This is a genomic window from Aestuariivirga sp., assembly GCF_041738905.1.
Lineage (GTDB): Bacteria > Pseudomonadota > Alphaproteobacteria > Rhizobiales > Aestuariivirgaceae > Aestuariivirga.
This window is the reverse complement of the sequence record NZ_JBGSOZ010000081.1, coordinates 1-16645: the sequence shown is the minus strand read 5'-3', so window position 1 is coordinate 16645 and position 16645 is coordinate 1. Positions and strand designations below refer to the sequence as shown.

Genomic DNA, 16645 nt, shown 5'->3' with positions numbered 1-16645 from the left:
CGAAGCGCCCGGCCATGATCCTGGGCGGCGGCGCCCTGAACGCCGCAGCCGCCGCGACAGCCATCGCCGAAAAGCTAAATGCACCCGTATTCACCACCACGGCCGGCAAGGGTGCGATCCGCGGCGATCATCGCTTGTGCCGCGGAGCCGTGCTGGGCGATCCCAGGACGATGGAATTTCTGAGAACCTGCGATGCCGTGTTGTGCGTCGGTTCGGAACTCTCCGAAACCGACATCTGGGATACCACCGCGATCATCGAGAACAACCTGATCCGCATTGACATCGATCCGGGCTCGCTGACACGTCCTCATACCGCCGAGATTGCGATTCTCGGCGATGCCACGGCGGCACTTGAAATTCTGGAACCGATGCTCACGCAGCACGCCGATGTTGCCGCCGCACCCCAGCGGGATGCGCCGTCATCGGATGCCGTGCGCGCCATGATCGTCAAGGTTCTCGGCGTCATTCGCGAGGCGCTCCCCGAAGACACCATCGTCGCCTCCGACATGACGCAGATCGCCTATGTCGCAAATGAAGTCTTCCCCATCCTGAAGCCGCATACATGGATTCACCCCGTGGGCTTCGGCACGCTGGGCTTTGGCTTGCCTGCAGGGATCGGCGCCAAATTCGGCGCGGGCCAAACGCCGGTCGCCATCCTCCATGGCGACTATGGCATCCAGTACACGATCAATGAGCTTGGCACCGCCGTAGAACACAAGCTGCCCATAATCATCCTGCTGTGGAACAACGAGCGCCTCGGCGCGATCCACGACAGCATGGCCAACGCCGGCATTCAGCCGAACAACGTGACCTTGATGAATCCGGATTTCCAGATGCTGGCGAAAGCCTATGGCTGCAAGGCCGAGAAGCCGCTGAACCTGAAGGCGCTGGCGGAGGCAATCAAGGCTGCGCTGAAGGCCGATGGCCCGACCCTGATCGAGATGACGCCACGCATGGTGCAGGCTTAAGGCTTGGACAGCGCCGTCATCTTCGACGTCGACGGCGTCCTGCTCGACCTCACCGCACCCGAGGAAGATGCATTCTTCCTCGCATTCGAGCGCCGCTATGGCCTCAAAGGCCTGTCACGCGACTGGGACAGCTACAAGGTCCGCAACGACGAGCATATCATCGCGGAGATTCTCGAACGCCATGGACTGCCTGCCGATGACCGGGCCGCCGTCGCTGAGGATTATCTGTCGATCCTGCAGGACGGTCTGGCAAAGGCCACGCTGCGCAGCATCGCCATTCCAGGCGCCGCAGACCTGCTCCGTACCCTGACGAATTCACACTGCCTCGGGATCGCCACCGCCAATCTCCTGTCGGCCGCCCGGATCAGGCTGGCATCGCTGGACATGTGGAACCCGGTATCAAGCCTCGCCTTCGGGGCCGAGGGCAGCGGCCACAAGCGCGAGACGGTGGCCCGCGCCATCGCCGCAAGCGGACTGCCGAAACATCGCATCGTCTATGTTGGCGACAATCTCAATGACGTCGATGCAGGTCTCTCAAACGGCGCGCATTTCATCGGATTTTCCGAAAGCGCGGCCCGCCGGGAAACGCTCGCTGCGGCGGGGGCGGTCCATCTCTCGGGCAATCACCACACCACGGCGCGTCTCATCACAGGCCTTCTCGAACGATAAGGGGCCGGCACAGTCGGAGGAACTGCACCGGCCCGGCAGGACGGCAACCGGGGGAGCTGCCGTGTGGGTTACATCTTCGGCATGATCACCGCGTCGATGACGTGGATGACGCCATTGTCGGCGGCGATATCGGCGGTCACTACCTTGGCGCCGTCGACCATCACGCCGTCCATGCCCTTGACGGTGATCTCGGAGCCCTGCACCGACTTGGCCATGGTCTCCTTGCCGGCGACGTCAGCCGCCATCACCTTGCCCGGCACCACGTGATAGGTGAGGATGGCGACGAGCTTGTCCTTGTTCTCGGGCTTCAGCAGGTCATCGACCGTACCGGCGGGAAGCTTGGCGAAAGCCTCGTCAGTCGGCGCGAAGACGGTGAAGGGGCCGGGACCCTTGAGTGTATCGACGAGGCCAGCGGCCTGAACGGCGGCAACCAGCGTCTTGAAGCTTCCGGCGGCAACGGCCGTGTCGACGATGTCGGCAGCGTAAGCCTGTGCGGAAAGTGCGAGGCTGGACACGGCGAAGGCGCCGGCGGCGACCAGATTACGGATGGAACGCATGTGAATCTCCCTTTGTCGTGATTGACATGACGAGTTACGGCGCGATTTTGCGGCCGGTTTGCACACGCGGATTCACAATAAGTTTTTTGGCCTTTGATGATCCACCACAGCTCTGACATATTCGGCCCCCAGATCAGATGAAGTCGACAGACAGGATGCAGCGGCAAAAATGAGCGGCGAGACCCCGGAAACCCGAAGCCAGTTCGCGATCCTGAAATCAAAGGCCTTCCTTCCCCTCTTTGTCACGCAGGCGATCAGCGCGTTCAACGACAACGCCTTGCGGAACGGCATCGCCATCCTCATCACCTTCGACCTCGCGGTGAAGGGAGGCTGGGACGCGACCTTCTTCGTGCAGGCAGGCCTCGCCCTCTTCATGCTGCCCTATTTCCTATTCTCGGCTATTGCGGGCCAGCTTGCGGACAAGCATGACAAGGCCATCCTGTCGCGCTGGATCAAGCTCTTCGATCTCGCGGCCATGGTCTTCGGCGCGTTCAGCCTGTGGCTCGAAAACCCCTTCATGCACCTCACCGTGCTGTTCCTCGCAGGCACCACTGCGGCCTTCTTCGGTCCGATCAAGTATGGCGTGCTGCCGCAATACCTGAAGCGCGACGAGCTGATCGCAGGCAATGCGCTGATCGAGCTTGGCACTTTCGTCACGATCCTGCTCGGCACCATGTTCGGCGGCTTCCTTGTGCTAGAGGACTGGGGCCGGCCCCTGCTCGCGGTCACCATAGCAGGTCTGGCGGTCGTGGCGCTGGCGTGCTCCTTCCTCATGCCATCGGCACCGGGCGACAAGTCCATCGTCTTCGACTGGAACGTGCCGCGCCAGACATGGAAGCTCCTGTCCTATGCCCGCGAGCGCAAGGACGTGTTCTGGTCGGTCATCGGCGCATCATGGTTCTGGTTCCTCGGTGCCGCCATCATGGCGCAGCTTCCGGTCTTCACGCGTGATGTGCTGCTCGCCAACGACATGGTGGCGAACGTCTTCATCGCCCTCTTCACAATCGGCATCGGCGCTGGTTCGCTCCTCACCAATTCCCTGCTGAAAGGTGATGTCTCGCCGCGCTACGTGCCGGTCGCCTCGATCATGATGACGGTCTTCCTGCTCGATCTCTATTTTGCGGCGGGCGACATGCGGGCCGTGCTGAATGGTTCCAGCCTCAATACCGTTACGTCCTTCTTCTCGCACTGGCAGGGCTGGCGTGTGGGCGCCGATCTCTTCCTCATCGCATTCTTCGGCGGCATCTATGCCGTGCCGCTCAATGCCATCATGCAGCACCGCTCGAACCCGTCGCGGCGCTCACGCGTGATCGCGGCCAACAACGTCATGAATGCCATCTTCATGATCGCCTCGGCACTCGCCGGCGCCGTGCTGCTGAAGTTCATGTCGCCGCAGGCCTTCTTCCTGCTCCTCGGCCTCGCCAATGCCATCGCCTCGGTGTGGATCGCCTTCCTCCTGACCCAGGAGCTGACGGCGAGCATCGCCCGCCTGATCTTCCGCGTTCTCTATCGGGTGGACGTAAAGGGCATGGAGAACTTCCGCGCGGCGGGCCGCAAGGCGGTGATCGTCGCAAACCACAGCTCCTTCCTCGACGGGCCACTGCTTTCTGCCTTCCTGCCGGAGCGCGCCAGCTTCGCCATCAACACCCACATGGCGAATACGTGGTGGGCCAAGCCGTCCTTCGCGCTGTTCAACATGATCCCCATCGACCCCACCAACCCCATGGCGCTCCGCCTGCTGGTGGACGAGCTCAAGCTGGGCCGCAAGGTGGTGATCTTCCCAGAGGGCCGCCTCACGGTGACGGGCGCGCTGATGAAGGTCTACGAGGGGCCGGGCGCCATCGCGCAGATGGCGAAGGCGCGCGTACTTCCCGTCCGCATCGAGGGGGCACTTTACACGCCCTTCTCCCGCATGCGGGGCAAGCTCCGCCTGCGCTGGTTCCCCAAGATCACCATCACCTTCCTGCCGCCCGTGCGCTTCGACCCACCAGAGGGCATGCGTGGCGCGGCGCTGCGCCAGCATCAGGCCGACAGGCTCTACGATGTGATGACCGACATGGTCTTCCGTACCTCCAACATCGACTGCACGCTGTTCGAGGCGCTGCTCGATGCCCGCCACACCCACGGGCGCGGCCATGCCGTCCTCGAAGACATACAGCGCAACCCGGCGTCCTATGACCGCCTCATCATGGGGAGTTTCATCCTCGGCCGCCGCATGGCGCAGATGACGCCGGGTGAGAAGAACGTGGGCGTGCTGCTGCCCAACGCCATCGGCTGCTTCATCACCATCTTCGGCCTCCACGCCTTTGGGCGCATTCCGGCCATGCTGAACTTCTCGACGGGTGCCGTGAACATGGCGGCGGCCTGCGCGGCGGCCCAGGTCTCCACCATCGTCACCTCGCGACGTTTCATCGAGGCTGGAAGCATGGAAGCCGACCTCGCGGCTCTGTCAGAAGGTCGCCAGATCATCTACCTTGAAGACCTGCGCGAAAGCCTCACCCTGAAAGACAAGCTCTATGGCCTGTGGGCGCGCACATTCACCAAGACCGCGCTTCGTCTTGCGGGCGCTACGCGCGACCCCAACTCTCCCGCCGTCATCCTTTTCACCTCTGGCTCCGAGGGCCTGCCCAAGGGCGTCGCCCTCTCGCACCGGAACCTGCACGCCAACCGCTACCAGGCGGCAGCGCGCATCGCCTTCACGTCATCCGACATCGTGTTCAATGCGCTGCCCCTGTTCCATGCCTTCGGCCTCACCGGCGGCGCGCTGCTGCCCGTGCTCGCGGGCGTGCGCACCTTCCTCTATCCTTCGCCGCTCCACTACAAGGTGGTGCCCGAACTCTGCTACGACACCAATGCCACCGTGCTCTTCGGCACCGACACGTTCCTCATGGGTTATGCCCGTAACGGCCATCCTTACGATTTCTTCAATGTCCGCCTCGTGGTGGCGGGTGCCGAGCGCGTGAAGCCGGAAACGCGCGACATCTGGATGGAGAAATTTGGCCTCCGCATTCTTGAAGGCTACGGCGCCACCGAATGCTCTCCGGTCATCGCGGTGAACACACCGATGCACTTTCGCACGGGAACGGTGGGCCGCCTGCTCGACCAGATCGACTACAGACTTGAGCCCGTACCCGGCATCGAGGAAGGCGGCCGCCTCTTCGTCAAGGGACCGAACGTCATGCTGGGCTATCTTCGCGGCGACAATCCCGGTGTGCTGGAGACGCCGCCCGAAGGCTGGTACGACACCGGCGACATCGTGAAGGTGGACGACTATGGCTTCGTCACCATCCTCGGCCGCGCCAAGCGCTTCTCGAAGATCGCGGGCGAAATGGTCTCGCTGACACTGGTGGAAACGCGGCTTCAGCAGGCCTTTGCAGAAGGACAGCACGCGGTGGTGGCGGTGCCCGACGACAGGAAGGGCGAACAGCTCGTGATGTTCACGACCGACGAGATGCTCGATGCCGCGAAGGTGTCGGAGGCATTGAAAGCGCAAGGGGCAACCGCCCTCATGATCCCGCGCAACGTCATCGTGGTGAAGGAACTTCCGTTGCTGGGGTCCGGCAAGACCGACTACCAGACGCTGAACCGCATGGGGCGTGAACAGGTGAAGCCTTGAGCCGGAATCCGCCGCGATGGAATTGACGGACGACGCGCAAGCGCTTCTGGCAGGGCGTTCCGGCAAGGCCATGCAACTCGCCATGGAACTCGTGGTCAAGGCTGCGCGGATCATGGAGGCAGAACGGCTGCTGCCCATTTCCTTTGCCCATCTCGATGCCTGCTTCTACACGGGGCAAGCTCATGTCGATTTCGTACGCTTCCTGCTGGACAACGGAGCGGCGCTCGCCGTTCAGACCTGGACCAACAATGGTGTCGTCAGCCTCGCCGATCCCTCGCTTCGTCCGTTGACGGAGGATCCGGAATCGGTTTCGGGCGCCGGGGAGCTGATGTGCCTCTACGAAAAGCTTGGCGCGAAGCCGACCTGGACTTGCGCGCCCTACCAGCACGCGGGCGGGCCGGGCTTTGGCGACCACATCGCGGTGGGCGAGTCCAACGCGGTGTCCTATTACAATTCCGTCGTGGGCGCCCGCACCAACAAGTATGGCGACTATCTCGATGTTGCGTGCGCCCTGACAGGCCTTGCCCCCGACGCAGGCCTTCACCGCGGCGAGAACCGCAAGGCGACGCTCCACATCGACTGCACCGGGTTGCCGGAAAGCTGGCGGGCGGGAGACGTCTTCGCGCATCTTCTTGGCCATCACGCAGGACGGCTTGCGGGCCGCCGCGTGGCGGTCATATCGGGGCTACTTCCAGATGCGGGAAGGGACGCGCTTAAGGCGATCAGTTCCGCCGTGGCGGCGTCCGGCGGCGTCGAGCTCTGGCATGGCGCAGGCGTCACGCCCGAAGCGCCCGATGTGGCATCCGTCTTCTCGGGTGGCGACGTTCATCATGTGACTGCGGATGATCTCACCCGCGCGCATCATGACCTGTCGAGCGCCGCGGATGGCCCGCTCGACGCCGTGGCAATTGGGACCCCGCATTTTTCGCTGAGCGAGTTTGGCGAGCTTGTGCGCCTGCTTGATGGCCGCAAGGTGAAGCATGGTTTGCCGTTTCTCGTCTCCACCAGCCGTGTCGTGCGGCAACTCGCGGCGGCAAAGGGCTGGATTGCCGAACTGGAAGATGCTGGCGTGGAAATACCGGTCGATGTCTGCACGTATTATTCGCCGCGCGTCCGGGGCCTGAAGGGCCGCGTCATGACCAATGCCGCCAAATGGGCCTATTACGCGCCGGGCATGCTGGGTGTGGAGGTGGCTTTCGGCTCGCTGAAGGAATGCGCCGAGAGTGCCATCCGTGGGGAAGTCTGGCGCGACCCGCAATCCTGGATGCAGAAATGATCCGCGCCCGCGTGCTGGTAGCAGGAAGTGCGGAAGGCCCGGTGCTGGCGCTCGACGAACCGCTGAGCTTCTGGGGTGCCTTCGATCCCCGCAGCGGAATCATTCTCGACATTCACCACCCACAGCGCGGTGCCTGTCTGAAGCGCACCATCCTGCTGATGCACGAGAGCAGAGGTTCGGGTTCGGCACCGGGAGCCATCGCCGAGGCGATCCGTCTAGGCACAGCCCCGGCCGCGATCATTCTAGTCGCCGCGGATATCAATCTCGCGGTGGGTGCGGAAGTCGCCGCAAGCCTCTACGGCCAGCGTTGCCCTATCCTGACGGTAACGGCAGAAGAACTCGCCCGGCTCAAGGCCGAGCACCGCCTCCGCATCACTGCGGAGGGAGACATCACGCCCGCCTGACTATTCCGCCGCTTCCAGCAACGGCTCCGCAGTCGTGAGGTCTTCCGGGGCTGGCCGGTCAATCGGCATGTGGGCGGCTTCCTCCGGAATGCGGAACACGTTCAAGTGCCACAGCGTCCGCCCGAATTCCGGAAGGCCCGTCACCCAAGACACCAGCGGCGACAGCATCAGGGCCGCGGCGATGGGCAGGAGCCACAGGAAAGCGGCCCACGCAATATGAAACGACAGGACAGCGAAACCGATGCCCGCCGCCACATGCGCGGCATGAATCCGCGCACAGACGCGAAACGGAAGCGCCTGGTCATCGCGATTTTGCGCGTTCCAGCCAGAGTCGCGCCCTATCAAAACGTCAGCCACGAAGCGTGACTGGATGAGCATCATCAGGGGCGACAGCAGCATCGAGACGAAAGTCTCGGCGAGCACGCTCTTGATCAGGCCCATCGCCCCGCCGCAGCCTTTGCGCATAGTAGGATCGGCGAGAGCAAGCGTCAACGCCAGCAGCTTTGGCAGGTAGAGCACGGCGAAGGTGATGCCAAACAACCGCAGCGCCAGTTCAGGATCGAACACTGGCCAGACCGGGAAAAGCGAAAAGCTGTCCGGAAAATAATTGGGCTGCGCATAGCGCGCGACAGTGGCGAGCACCAGTCCAGCTACAAGCAGCATCAGCCACAGCGGCGATGCCAGATATGACATGATGCCCTGAACCAGATGCACGCGGCTCACCCAGTGCAGGCCCTTGGCGCCGACGATCTTGATATGCTGCAGATTGCCCTGTGCCCAGCGCCGGTCGCGCGTGGCGAGATCGATGAGGGACGGCGGCGTCTCCTCATATGAGCCGGTGAGCGTCGGCAACATGAAGACGGCATAGCCCGCGCGGCGGATCAGTGCGGCCTCGACGAAGTCATGGCTCAGCACATGGCCTCCGAAGGGCTTGCGGCCGGTGAGTTCAGGCAGCCCCGCAGCCTCGGCGAAAGCCCTGGTGCGGATGATGGCGTTGTGGCCCCAGTAATTTCCGTCGCGCCCATGCCAGGCGGCAAGGCCGGTGGCGACGAGCGGGCCGTAGACTCGGCCGGCGAATTGCGTCATCCGGGCAAAGGGTGTCCAGCGGTTGTGCAGAAGCGGCAACGACTGGATGATGCCGGACCTGGGGTCCGCCGCCATGGCGCGGGCAAGCGTGATCATGGCGGCAGCGCTCATGTCGCTGTCGGCATCGAGCACGATCATGTGGTCATAGGCGCCGCCCCACCGGGTGACGAAATCGGCGATGTTGCCTGCCTTGCGGTGGTGGTTGTTGTCGCGGCGGCGGTAGTAGACCCTGATCGCGGGGTTAAGCTGGCGCTCCAGTTTCGCGAAGGCCTCGCGTTCGGCATCCGCAATCGAATCATTTCGCGTGTCGCTGAGAACGAAGATATCGAAGTGCCTCGCAACGCCCTCCCGCTTCAGTGCTGCCCCCATGCGCGACAGCGCCGCGAAGACGCGCTCCGGGTCCTCGTTGTAAACGGGCATCAGCAGCGCGGTGCGCCCCATGTCCTGCGTGTCGGCAAGCGCGGGAAGCTTGCTGCGGCCAGTCAGCAGCATGAAGAAACCGAGCATCGCGCTGGCGCACGAGAAGGCGATCCACGCGAAGGTGAGCGCGAAGAAACTGGCGAACAGGATCTGCAGCCAGGTGACGTTCACCGGGCTGATCACTTCATACATCTTCCAGGTGCCGAAGGCGGTGAGAGCCGCCGACGCGCCGAAGACGAAGGCCCGCGCCACCAGCACGTCGCGTCCATTGCCCACGTCCCCCGGCCGGCCGCCCCAGGACTTCAAATCCTGCACCGGCATGGCGAGTGGAGCTTCGGGCGGTGTGGTGATGTTCAGCTTCTGGTCCAACGATAGAGCCATGTCTCGCTTACCTTGTTGTCGCCGCGCTTCAGCACGGCACGCAGTTCTGCGACGTCTGCCCCATTGACGTTATGCTCGAAGGAAAGCCGCGTCGTTTGCCCGACGTCGTTCTTGGTTGCATGCACGTTGGAAATCACGCCGGCGGACGCCGTCACGTCCGCAACAATCTCGCCGTCAAGGTCTCCGCCCGCGAACTCGATCACATAGAGCCGCAGGTTCGGATCGTAGGCAGGCGGGGTCGCAGAGTAGTTGGGGTCCACACCGGCGCCCGAGAAAACGGTCCTCCCCACAGGAAGTTCCACCCCGGTCGGCCAATCTTCGCACCAGTGCAGGCGATAGACATAGGTATAACTCTGGCCCTGCTTCAGAGGGTCCCTCGGATGCCAGAAGGCCACGATATTGTCGTTGGTCTCAAGCAGCGTCGGTATCTCGTAAAGCTCGACGTTGCCCTGGCCCCAGTCGCCAACAGGCTCTGCCCACAGGCTGGGCCGCCGTTCATAGCGCGATTCGAGATCGAGGAAGTCCCGGTAGGCGCGCTTCCTCTGCATCAGGCCGAAACCGCGCGGGCTGGTGTCGATGAAGGCGCTCACCTGCAGCGTCTTGGGGTTGCTCAACGGGCGCCACAGCCATTCGCCAGCGCCCGTCTGCATCATCAGGCCATCGGAATCGTGCACGGCCGGGCGGAAGTCCTCCACCGGCCGCGACAACGAATCGAGCAGGAACATCGAGGTCATCGGGGCGATCCCCACATGCTCCATGTCCTTGCGGGGGAACAGGATCAGTTCCACGTCCATCTGCGTGTCCTCGCCCGGCTTGATCGAGAACTTGTAGGCCCCGGTGACGGACGGGCTGTCGAGCAGCGCTTCGACCACGATCGTCGTGGCGGTCGGTTCGGGCTTTCGCACCCAGAAGGCCCGGAACATCGGGAACTCCTCGCCCGAGGGCTGGCCCGTGTTGACGGCGAGCCCGCGTGCGGAGAGCCCATAGAGCAGGCCCTTGCCCACGCCTCGGAAATACGACGCGCCCTGGAACACGGCGAACTCGTCGTTGTATTCCTTCGAGTTGATCGGGAAGCGGAGCCTGAGGCCCGCATAGTGCATGTCGGTCTTGCCGTCGGTCTTGGGCGCCAGCGGGCCGAAACTGAACAGGTCCGGACTGTAGTTGATGCGGGCCGTCTGGCCATTCTCCACCACATGGACGTCGACCGGGGCCGTGAACAGGAATCCGGAGTGGAACAGGTCGAAGGAGAACTGGTGCTGCTCGTCCTTCCAGAACGACTTGTCCGGGTTGAAGCGGAGGTCACGGTACTGGTCATACGTCACCGCTTCCCAGCCTTGCGGCATGGCGATCCGCACATCCTCCCAGGGCTTCTGGGCCAGCGCTTCCGCCAGCTTGCGGACATGATCCTCCGCGAACGGCTGCTGCTCGACATAGAGTTCAGGAGCCTGGGCGAAGGCCGGGAGCAGCCCCTGCTGCAGGGCCGTTGTCACAGCCGCAAGCCATGCTGCCGACCCCAGTAACTGACGCCGTGATGAATTCATTTCAGACAAATCCGAGAAAATGGTGCGCCGCACAAACTATCCTAACTCCCGGAATTGTAAAGACCCTCAACGGCCCCTCGACCGCGCAGTGCCCTTGCACTAAAAGCGCGGCAAAACAAGGGTCACCCAGATGAAATTTGCGAAAGTCACGGCGCGCCTCGACGGCCTCGGTTCTGAGAAATGGGCCGTTCACATAGAAGGCAAGCGCCGTGCCGCACTGGGCGAGGCCATGATCTTTCTGTCGATCGGCGAACCCGACGCGCCCCCGCCCGAGGCCATCCTCGACGTCGCCAACGCTCAGATGCGCGCCGGCCGCATCCGCTATGCCGAGGGCCGTGGCGAGGCGAACGCCCGCCGCGCGCTGGCCCGCATGTATACCGCCCAGACCGGGCGGACCATCGGTGACAACCAGTTCATCTACCTCCCCGGCACCCAGACCGCTCTTTACGCCGCCATGATGACGGTGGTGGACGAGGGCGACGAGGTGCTGATGGCCGACCCCTATTACGCCACCTACGAGGGCGTCATCGCAGCGGCGGGCGGCATCCCCAGACCCATCCAGGTTGACCCAGACCATGGCTTCCACCTGAAGGCCGCCGACCTCGAGAAGGCCATTACGCCGAAGTCACGCGTGCTGCTGATGAACACGCCGTCGAACCCCACGGGCGCCGTCTTCACCCGCTCCGAGATCGAGAAGATCGGCAAGGTCTGCGAGAAGCATGACCTCTGGATCATCTCGGACGAGGTCTACGCTACGCTCACTTATGGCAACACGGTGTTCTCGTCGCCCTTCGACGTGCCTGAGCTCGAAAAGCGCACCATCGTAGTCTCCTCGATCTCGAAGTCGCACGCCATGCCCGGATTCCGCTGCGGCTGGATCGCCGCCTCGCCCGAATTCTGCGACCGCTGCATTCCGGTGACCGAGACCATGCTCTTCGGCTCGCAACCCTTCCTCGAAGACGCCATGGCCTTCGCGCTCGACAATCACTTCCCTGAAATCGACGCGATGAAAAAGAACTACGAATCCCGCGCCCGCGCGCTGGTGAAGGAGCTGGAAGGTGCGAAGAACGTCTCGGCCCGCATGCCAGAAGGCGGCATGTTCGTGATGGTGGACGTGCGCAAGACCGGCCTCACCGGAGAAGCCTTCGCGTGGAAACTGCTGGAAGAAGAAAACGTCGTCACCATGCCCGGCGAAAGCTTCGGCCAGGGCGGCACTGGGCATCTGCGCGTGGCACTGACGGTCGACGCCGCCCAGATCACCGAAGCCTGCAAGCGGATCGCGCGGCTGGCGGAGAGAGTTTAGCTCGGTTCGTTCAACTGCTCTGTCACAAAGTGGGCTCGGGAGCTGTTGAATTCCCAACCGCACTATTTACAAGTTTTTCGACCAAGCGTTGAAGATCAGACGGTGTGGTATGGCCCGAAATGACTTCATGATATCCGATGCCTGCTCGCCTTAGAGCCTCTCGCTTGACGGCATCGCGCGCTGCTGCCGTGTTCTGATAGTGACCCGCTCCCTGATATTCAATTGCGTGGCGAGGCTGACAGTCTTCATCCATGAGGAGAAGGTCAACACGCTTGGAATTGATGCATTTGAAGGCACTTGCATCCTTGCAACTCAGGATTTCCCCTAGAGAAACTTGTGCCATGACTTGCCACTTGGGATTTCTGTCGATGACAATCCGGTCGAGTTCGCGAAACACCCGCGCTTCGCTCTTGTTGAGAACTGGCTGAACACTGAATGACGCACCCATAACGATCCGCAGCTGATCAGCAGCATCGAGCTGTGCCGGCTGAGGATACCCATTTTTCATGGACCACGGCCAACTCTTGTGATTGCCGTCGCTGCGCCCGCTCTTCCACCGCCACTTGTTCTTCTGGCGCCACGCTCGTCTCTGCAGTTCAGCGACAAGTCTCTCAACGCCCATTCCAATCAGCGCACCGATCAGCAGAACGGCAATGAACAGATGCGGCTTGTCGATCAGTGCCAGGATTTCAGTAGGCATGGTTCATAGTAACATCGCTGCTTAAACGAATCACTACTTCCACATCCGCGTGACGTTGCTTGAATGTGTTAAGGTTCAGTTAGTCCAATTCGAGTGCCATCTGAAGGGATGGAAAGTGGGACCCGGTCAAAAGCAGAGCGGAATGAGTTTATGTTACGTGATACTATAACTCCGCCGCCTGCTCCATGACCCACTCACGGAAGGCACTTGAAAAACCCGGAATGAAAAGACGGTCCTGAGATCGCCTGCACTTGGCTGTCAGATGTTTTCCCCGGCGAGCAATTCCGACATCAGGTCACTGCCGAAGCCCGTGAGGAACCTGACACCCAAACCCTCATCGGTGTGGCGCATCACTTCACAGAGGACCTTGCCCAGATAGATCTTGGAGCCAATGTCTGGCACCTTTTTCATGATGACACCTGCGCCAGACAAGGAGATGTCGCTGATCTCACACGGAATGCTGCGGCCATCGAGAAGCGTTACCACGGACTTCGTCTCGCTGAATTGCCGCCTATTGTATTGCCGGCTGTCAGCCGCCTTGCCCGCGTAATAATCGTCCAGCCAAGTGAACTTGCTGAGAAATGCGGTGCGGTCGGCGGGGCTGATGTCCCACCGTACCATGAACCCGTCACCCGTCGCCTCGCCCGCACGGCATTCGACGCGGCCCAGGTGTTCGAGCTTGGCCACCAGAAATTCGTTGGAAGCCGCCAGCACCCGCGACTTGAACGCGGCTCCGTCAATCGAGACATTCGTGACGCTGCAGATATATTCCGATTTGTCTGCTCTTGCAAATTGCCCAAAGAGCACGCGCGGCGGGCTGCGCGAAGAGTCGCCGGAGTCCCAGTCATTGTCGCTCAAAACCGAACCTCACTTCAAACCAGAGTTCCAGGATCAGACTGAACGTCACTCCTATCACCAGGGCGTGAATTTTAACTTAAGGTGATGCATGACATCTAGATGCAACTTATGAACGATTGCTGAAGTTGGTCTGCGAGTTCTCCGGCGGAACGGCCCATCGGCAGCCCTGATAAGGGCGACAGCAGGGAAACTACCCTACCTGATACCCGAACTCTTCCGCCTGGCTAGTGATCCACTCCCAGAAGCTCTCGGAAAATCCCCTGAACACTGACAGGTCGAACACATCCTCGCCCACGCGGGTGAGGTGCACGCCCACATGGGCCATCTGGGTCAGCGCTGATTTTCCGACCGGAAACACATCCGGATGAAGATCGACCGGCGTGCCCTTGGCCAGCACGTTGCGCGCCTTGGGGCCGGAGATGCGGAGGATGACGCGGCCGTGGCTCTGGTCCGACACCGAGGCGATGCCGGCAAGCGCAGCCTTCACGTCCGCATACAAAACACCTTCCGCCCTGCCCTCGGCCAGCACGAAATACTGGTCCGGCCCTGCCCATTGCGCGGTGTAGCCCTTGAGCGCATTCGCGGTGGCAGCACCCTGCCCCGCCCGTGCGATGACAGTGAGGATCGACATCGGGTGGCGCACGCTGAAGCTGACGCCGGGCGCGCCCCTGGGCGAGCCGAAGCGGCCCTGCACGGCCACGTTCTGCAGGGGCGACACGCGCGAAAGATGAAGTCCGGTCATGTTTGCTGCCTCAGGCATGGAGTCTCTTGTTCTCTGGATCGAAGTGCACGGGATTGCAGATCTCGCCTGCCACATTGGTGCCGCGCAACCCGTCCCACACCTGCACGATCTCGCCATGGCGCGCGCGCCCGTTGGACAGAAGTGCCAGGCCAATCCACATGTTGAGCATGGGCGACCAGGCGACCGAGGTCACATAGCCCTGGTCATTCGCCATCGACGGCTTGTCGTTGCGCTTCAGCAGATGCGCGCCCGAGCGGATGCGCTCGGACGCATTGACCGGCCTGATGCCGACGACGCATTGCCGGTTCGGATCGATCAGCCCCTCGCGCTGCGCCATCATGCGGCCGATGAAGTCCTTCTTGGTGGACACCATCTTGCCCATGCCGAGATCGCCCGCTGTCGTCGTGCCGTTCAGCTCGCTCCCCGCCACATGCCCCTTCTCGACGCGCATGATGGAGAGCGCCTCGACGCCATAAGGCACGATGCCGAATTCAGCACCCGCCTGGCTCACCGCCCGCGCAGCCATGTTGCCATAGTCCGCCGGAACCGCCAGCTCATAGGCGTGCTCGCCCGAGAACGAGAGGCGGAAAAGCCGCGCGGGAACGCCGTTCAGGATCGTCACGTCGAGCGCGGCCATGTAGGGCACCGTCTCGTCCGTCATCGTCAGTCCATCGACGATCTTCTGCAGCGTGGCGCGCGCCTTGGGGCCGGCCACCGCCATCTGCGCCCATTGCTCGGTGACCGAGACATAGGTGACGTCGAGTTCCGGGAACAGCGCCTGATGCGCGAATTCCATCTGCGCCATCACCTTGGCGGCGTTAGCCGTGGTCGTCGTCATCACGTAATGGTCCTGCGCGAGGCGTGACGTGGTGCCGTCGTCATAGACGATCCCGTCCTCGCGCAGCATCAGGCCATAGCGCGCCTTGCCGACGGCGAGTGTCGAGAACGTGTTGCAATAGAGCTTGTCGAGAAACGCGCCGGCGTCCTTGCCCTGCACATCGATCTTGCCGAGCGTCGAGACATCGCAGATGCCGACGCCGTTGCGGGTAGCCAGAACCTCGCGCGATGCGGAGGCCAGCCAGTCCTCGCCCTCGCGCGGAAACCACGACGAGCGCATCCACAGTCCGGTTTCAACGAACACCGCGCTATTCTCTTCCGCCCATTCATGCAGCGGCGTCTTGCGTACCGGCTGGAAGTGATGCCCGGTGAAGGGACCGGCGAAGGCGGCGAAAGCGACCGGCGTGTAGAACGGCCGGAACGTGGTGGTGCCGACCTGCTCCATGCTGCGGCCAGTGGCCTCGGCGAGGATCGCAATGGCGTTCACGTTGCCGAGCTTGCCCTGGTCGGTCGCCATGCCTGTGGTGGTGTAGCGCTTGGCGAGTTCGATGTCCTTGTAGCCCTCGCGCGCGGCAAGCGGCAGGTCCTTTGCGGTCGAGTCATTCTGGTAATCGATGAAGGCCTTGCCTTTGGAATCCTTCACCCACCACAGCGGCGAAATCGCGAAGGCCTCGTCACGGCACTTCGGCACCGCAATGGATTTGCCGTTGATCGCGCCCTTGGCCGCGCCATCGGCGAGACACTCCGACAGCAGCATTTTTCCAGCGGCTGAACCGGCGACGGTGAAGGCTTCGCCCACGTCCGGCGGCACGAAGCCGACGATCTTCTCGTCCCATGCCGGCTTTGCGCCGCGATGACACGCAAGATTGACAATGGGGCTCCAGCCGCCAGACATCGCAAGCGCATCACAGCTGATGTGCGTGTGATCGGTCAATTCGATGCCGGTCACGCCCTTCCTGCCGGCGACGTCGGCAACCATCCGTCCACGGAGCACCGGAACGCCGCCCGCATCGGCCCTGGAGTCCTTGCGGCTGTCCACGATCACCTCGACATGAACGCCATGGGCCTTCATGTCGCGCGCCGTGCGATAGCCTGAATCATTGTTGGTGAAGACCGCGATGGATTTCCCTGCCGCCGCTGCATAGCGGTTGGCATAGGTGCGCATGGCAGACGCCACCATCACGCCCGGAACGTCGTTGCCGCCGAATGCGATGGGGCGCTCCTCCGCCCCCGCCGCCAGCACCGCGCGCTTCGCGATGATGCGCCAGTAGCGCTGGCGCGGCGCGT

General features: G+C 62.6%; 13 protein-coding genes. 6 read left to right on the top strand and 7 right to left on the bottom strand.

Annotated elements, in window-relative coordinates:
* Positions 1-968: thiamine pyrophosphate-dependent enzyme (locus ACEW8Q_RS07000; protein WP_373503336.1), on the top strand; the 968-nt coding region annotated here is incomplete at its 5' end.
* 3 nt (positions 969-971) lie between these two features.
* Positions 972-1637, top strand: a complete 666-nt coding sequence (locus tag ACEW8Q_RS06995; protein WP_373503335.1) for an HAD family hydrolase — start codon at positions 972-974, stop codon at positions 1635-1637.
* A gap of 68 nt (positions 1638-1705) precedes the next feature.
* Here ACEW8Q_RS06995 and ACEW8Q_RS06990 read toward each other — a convergent pair whose 3' ends face one another.
* A complete protein-coding gene (locus ACEW8Q_RS06990; protein WP_373503334.1) occupies positions 1706-2194 on the bottom strand; it encodes a fasciclin domain-containing protein in 489 nt (162 codons plus the stop codon).
* 169 nt (positions 2195-2363) lie between these two features.
* Between ACEW8Q_RS06990 and ACEW8Q_RS06985 the strand changes: the two genes are divergently transcribed.
* The 3 genes from ACEW8Q_RS06985 to ACEW8Q_RS06975 are packed head-to-tail and all read left to right on the top strand — an operon-like array spanning position 2364 to position 7490.
* Positions 2364-5810: an acyl-[ACP]--phospholipid O-acyltransferase gene (locus tag ACEW8Q_RS06985; protein ID WP_373503333.1), complete on the top strand. Its 3447-nt coding sequence runs from the start codon at positions 2364-2366 to the stop codon at positions 5808-5810.
* 16 nt (positions 5811-5826) lie between these two features.
* Positions 5827-7086, top strand: a complete 1260-nt coding sequence (locus tag ACEW8Q_RS06980) for an aconitase X (RefSeq protein ID WP_373503332.1) — start codon at positions 5827-5829, stop codon at positions 7084-7086.
* Entirely contained in the window at positions 7083-7490 is a 408-nt protein-coding gene (locus ACEW8Q_RS06975; RefSeq protein WP_373503331.1) for an aconitase X swivel domain-containing protein, read from the top strand. Before ACEW8Q_RS06980 ends, ACEW8Q_RS06975 begins: the two co-directional genes overlap by 4 nt.
* On the opposite strand, the gene mdoH is transcribed toward ACEW8Q_RS06975, so the two are convergent.
* Both mdoH and ACEW8Q_RS06965 read right to left on the bottom strand, forming a co-directional pair.
* A complete protein-coding gene (gene mdoH, locus ACEW8Q_RS06970) occupies positions 7491-9377 on the bottom strand; it encodes a glucans biosynthesis glucosyltransferase MdoH (RefSeq protein WP_373503330.1) in 1887 nt (628 codons plus the stop codon).
* The gene (locus tag ACEW8Q_RS06965) at positions 9350-10867 is read right to left on the bottom strand and encodes a glucan biosynthesis protein (protein WP_373503329.1); all 1518 of its coding nucleotides are present in this window, start codon (positions 10865-10867) and stop codon (positions 9350-9352) included. The genes mdoH and ACEW8Q_RS06965 overlap by 28 nt, the downstream gene beginning before the upstream one ends.
* A 181-nt stretch (positions 10868-11048) precedes the next feature.
* Between ACEW8Q_RS06965 and ACEW8Q_RS06960 the strand changes: the two genes are divergently transcribed.
* On the top strand, positions 11049-12221 hold the full coding sequence (locus ACEW8Q_RS06960; protein ID WP_373503328.1) for a pyridoxal phosphate-dependent aminotransferase: 1173 nt from the start codon (positions 11049-11051) through the stop codon (positions 12219-12221).
* A 22-nt stretch (positions 12222-12243) separates the two neighbouring features.
* Here the strand turns inward: ACEW8Q_RS06960 and ACEW8Q_RS06955 are convergent, their stop codons facing one another.
* From ACEW8Q_RS06955 to ACEW8Q_RS06940, 4 genes are all read right to left on the bottom strand, one after another.
* Complete coding sequence (locus ACEW8Q_RS06955; protein ID WP_373503327.1) at positions 12244-12921, bottom strand: DUF2726 domain-containing protein; 678 nt, start codon at positions 12919-12921, stop codon at positions 12244-12246.
* A gap of 258 nt (positions 12922-13179) precedes the next feature.
* Positions 13180-13779, bottom strand: a complete 600-nt coding sequence (locus ACEW8Q_RS06950) for a PilZ domain-containing protein (protein ID WP_373503326.1) — start codon at positions 13777-13779, stop codon at positions 13180-13182.
* 190 nt (positions 13780-13969) lie between these two features.
* The gene (locus ACEW8Q_RS06945) at positions 13970-14521 is read right to left on the bottom strand and encodes a sarcosine oxidase subunit gamma (protein WP_373503325.1); all 552 of its coding nucleotides are present in this window, start codon (positions 14519-14521) and stop codon (positions 13970-13972) included.
* A gap of 10 nt (positions 14522-14531) precedes the next feature.
* On the bottom strand, positions 14532-16645 hold a 2114-nt coding region (locus ACEW8Q_RS06940), incomplete at its 5' end, for a glycine cleavage T C-terminal barrel domain-containing protein (protein ID WP_373503324.1).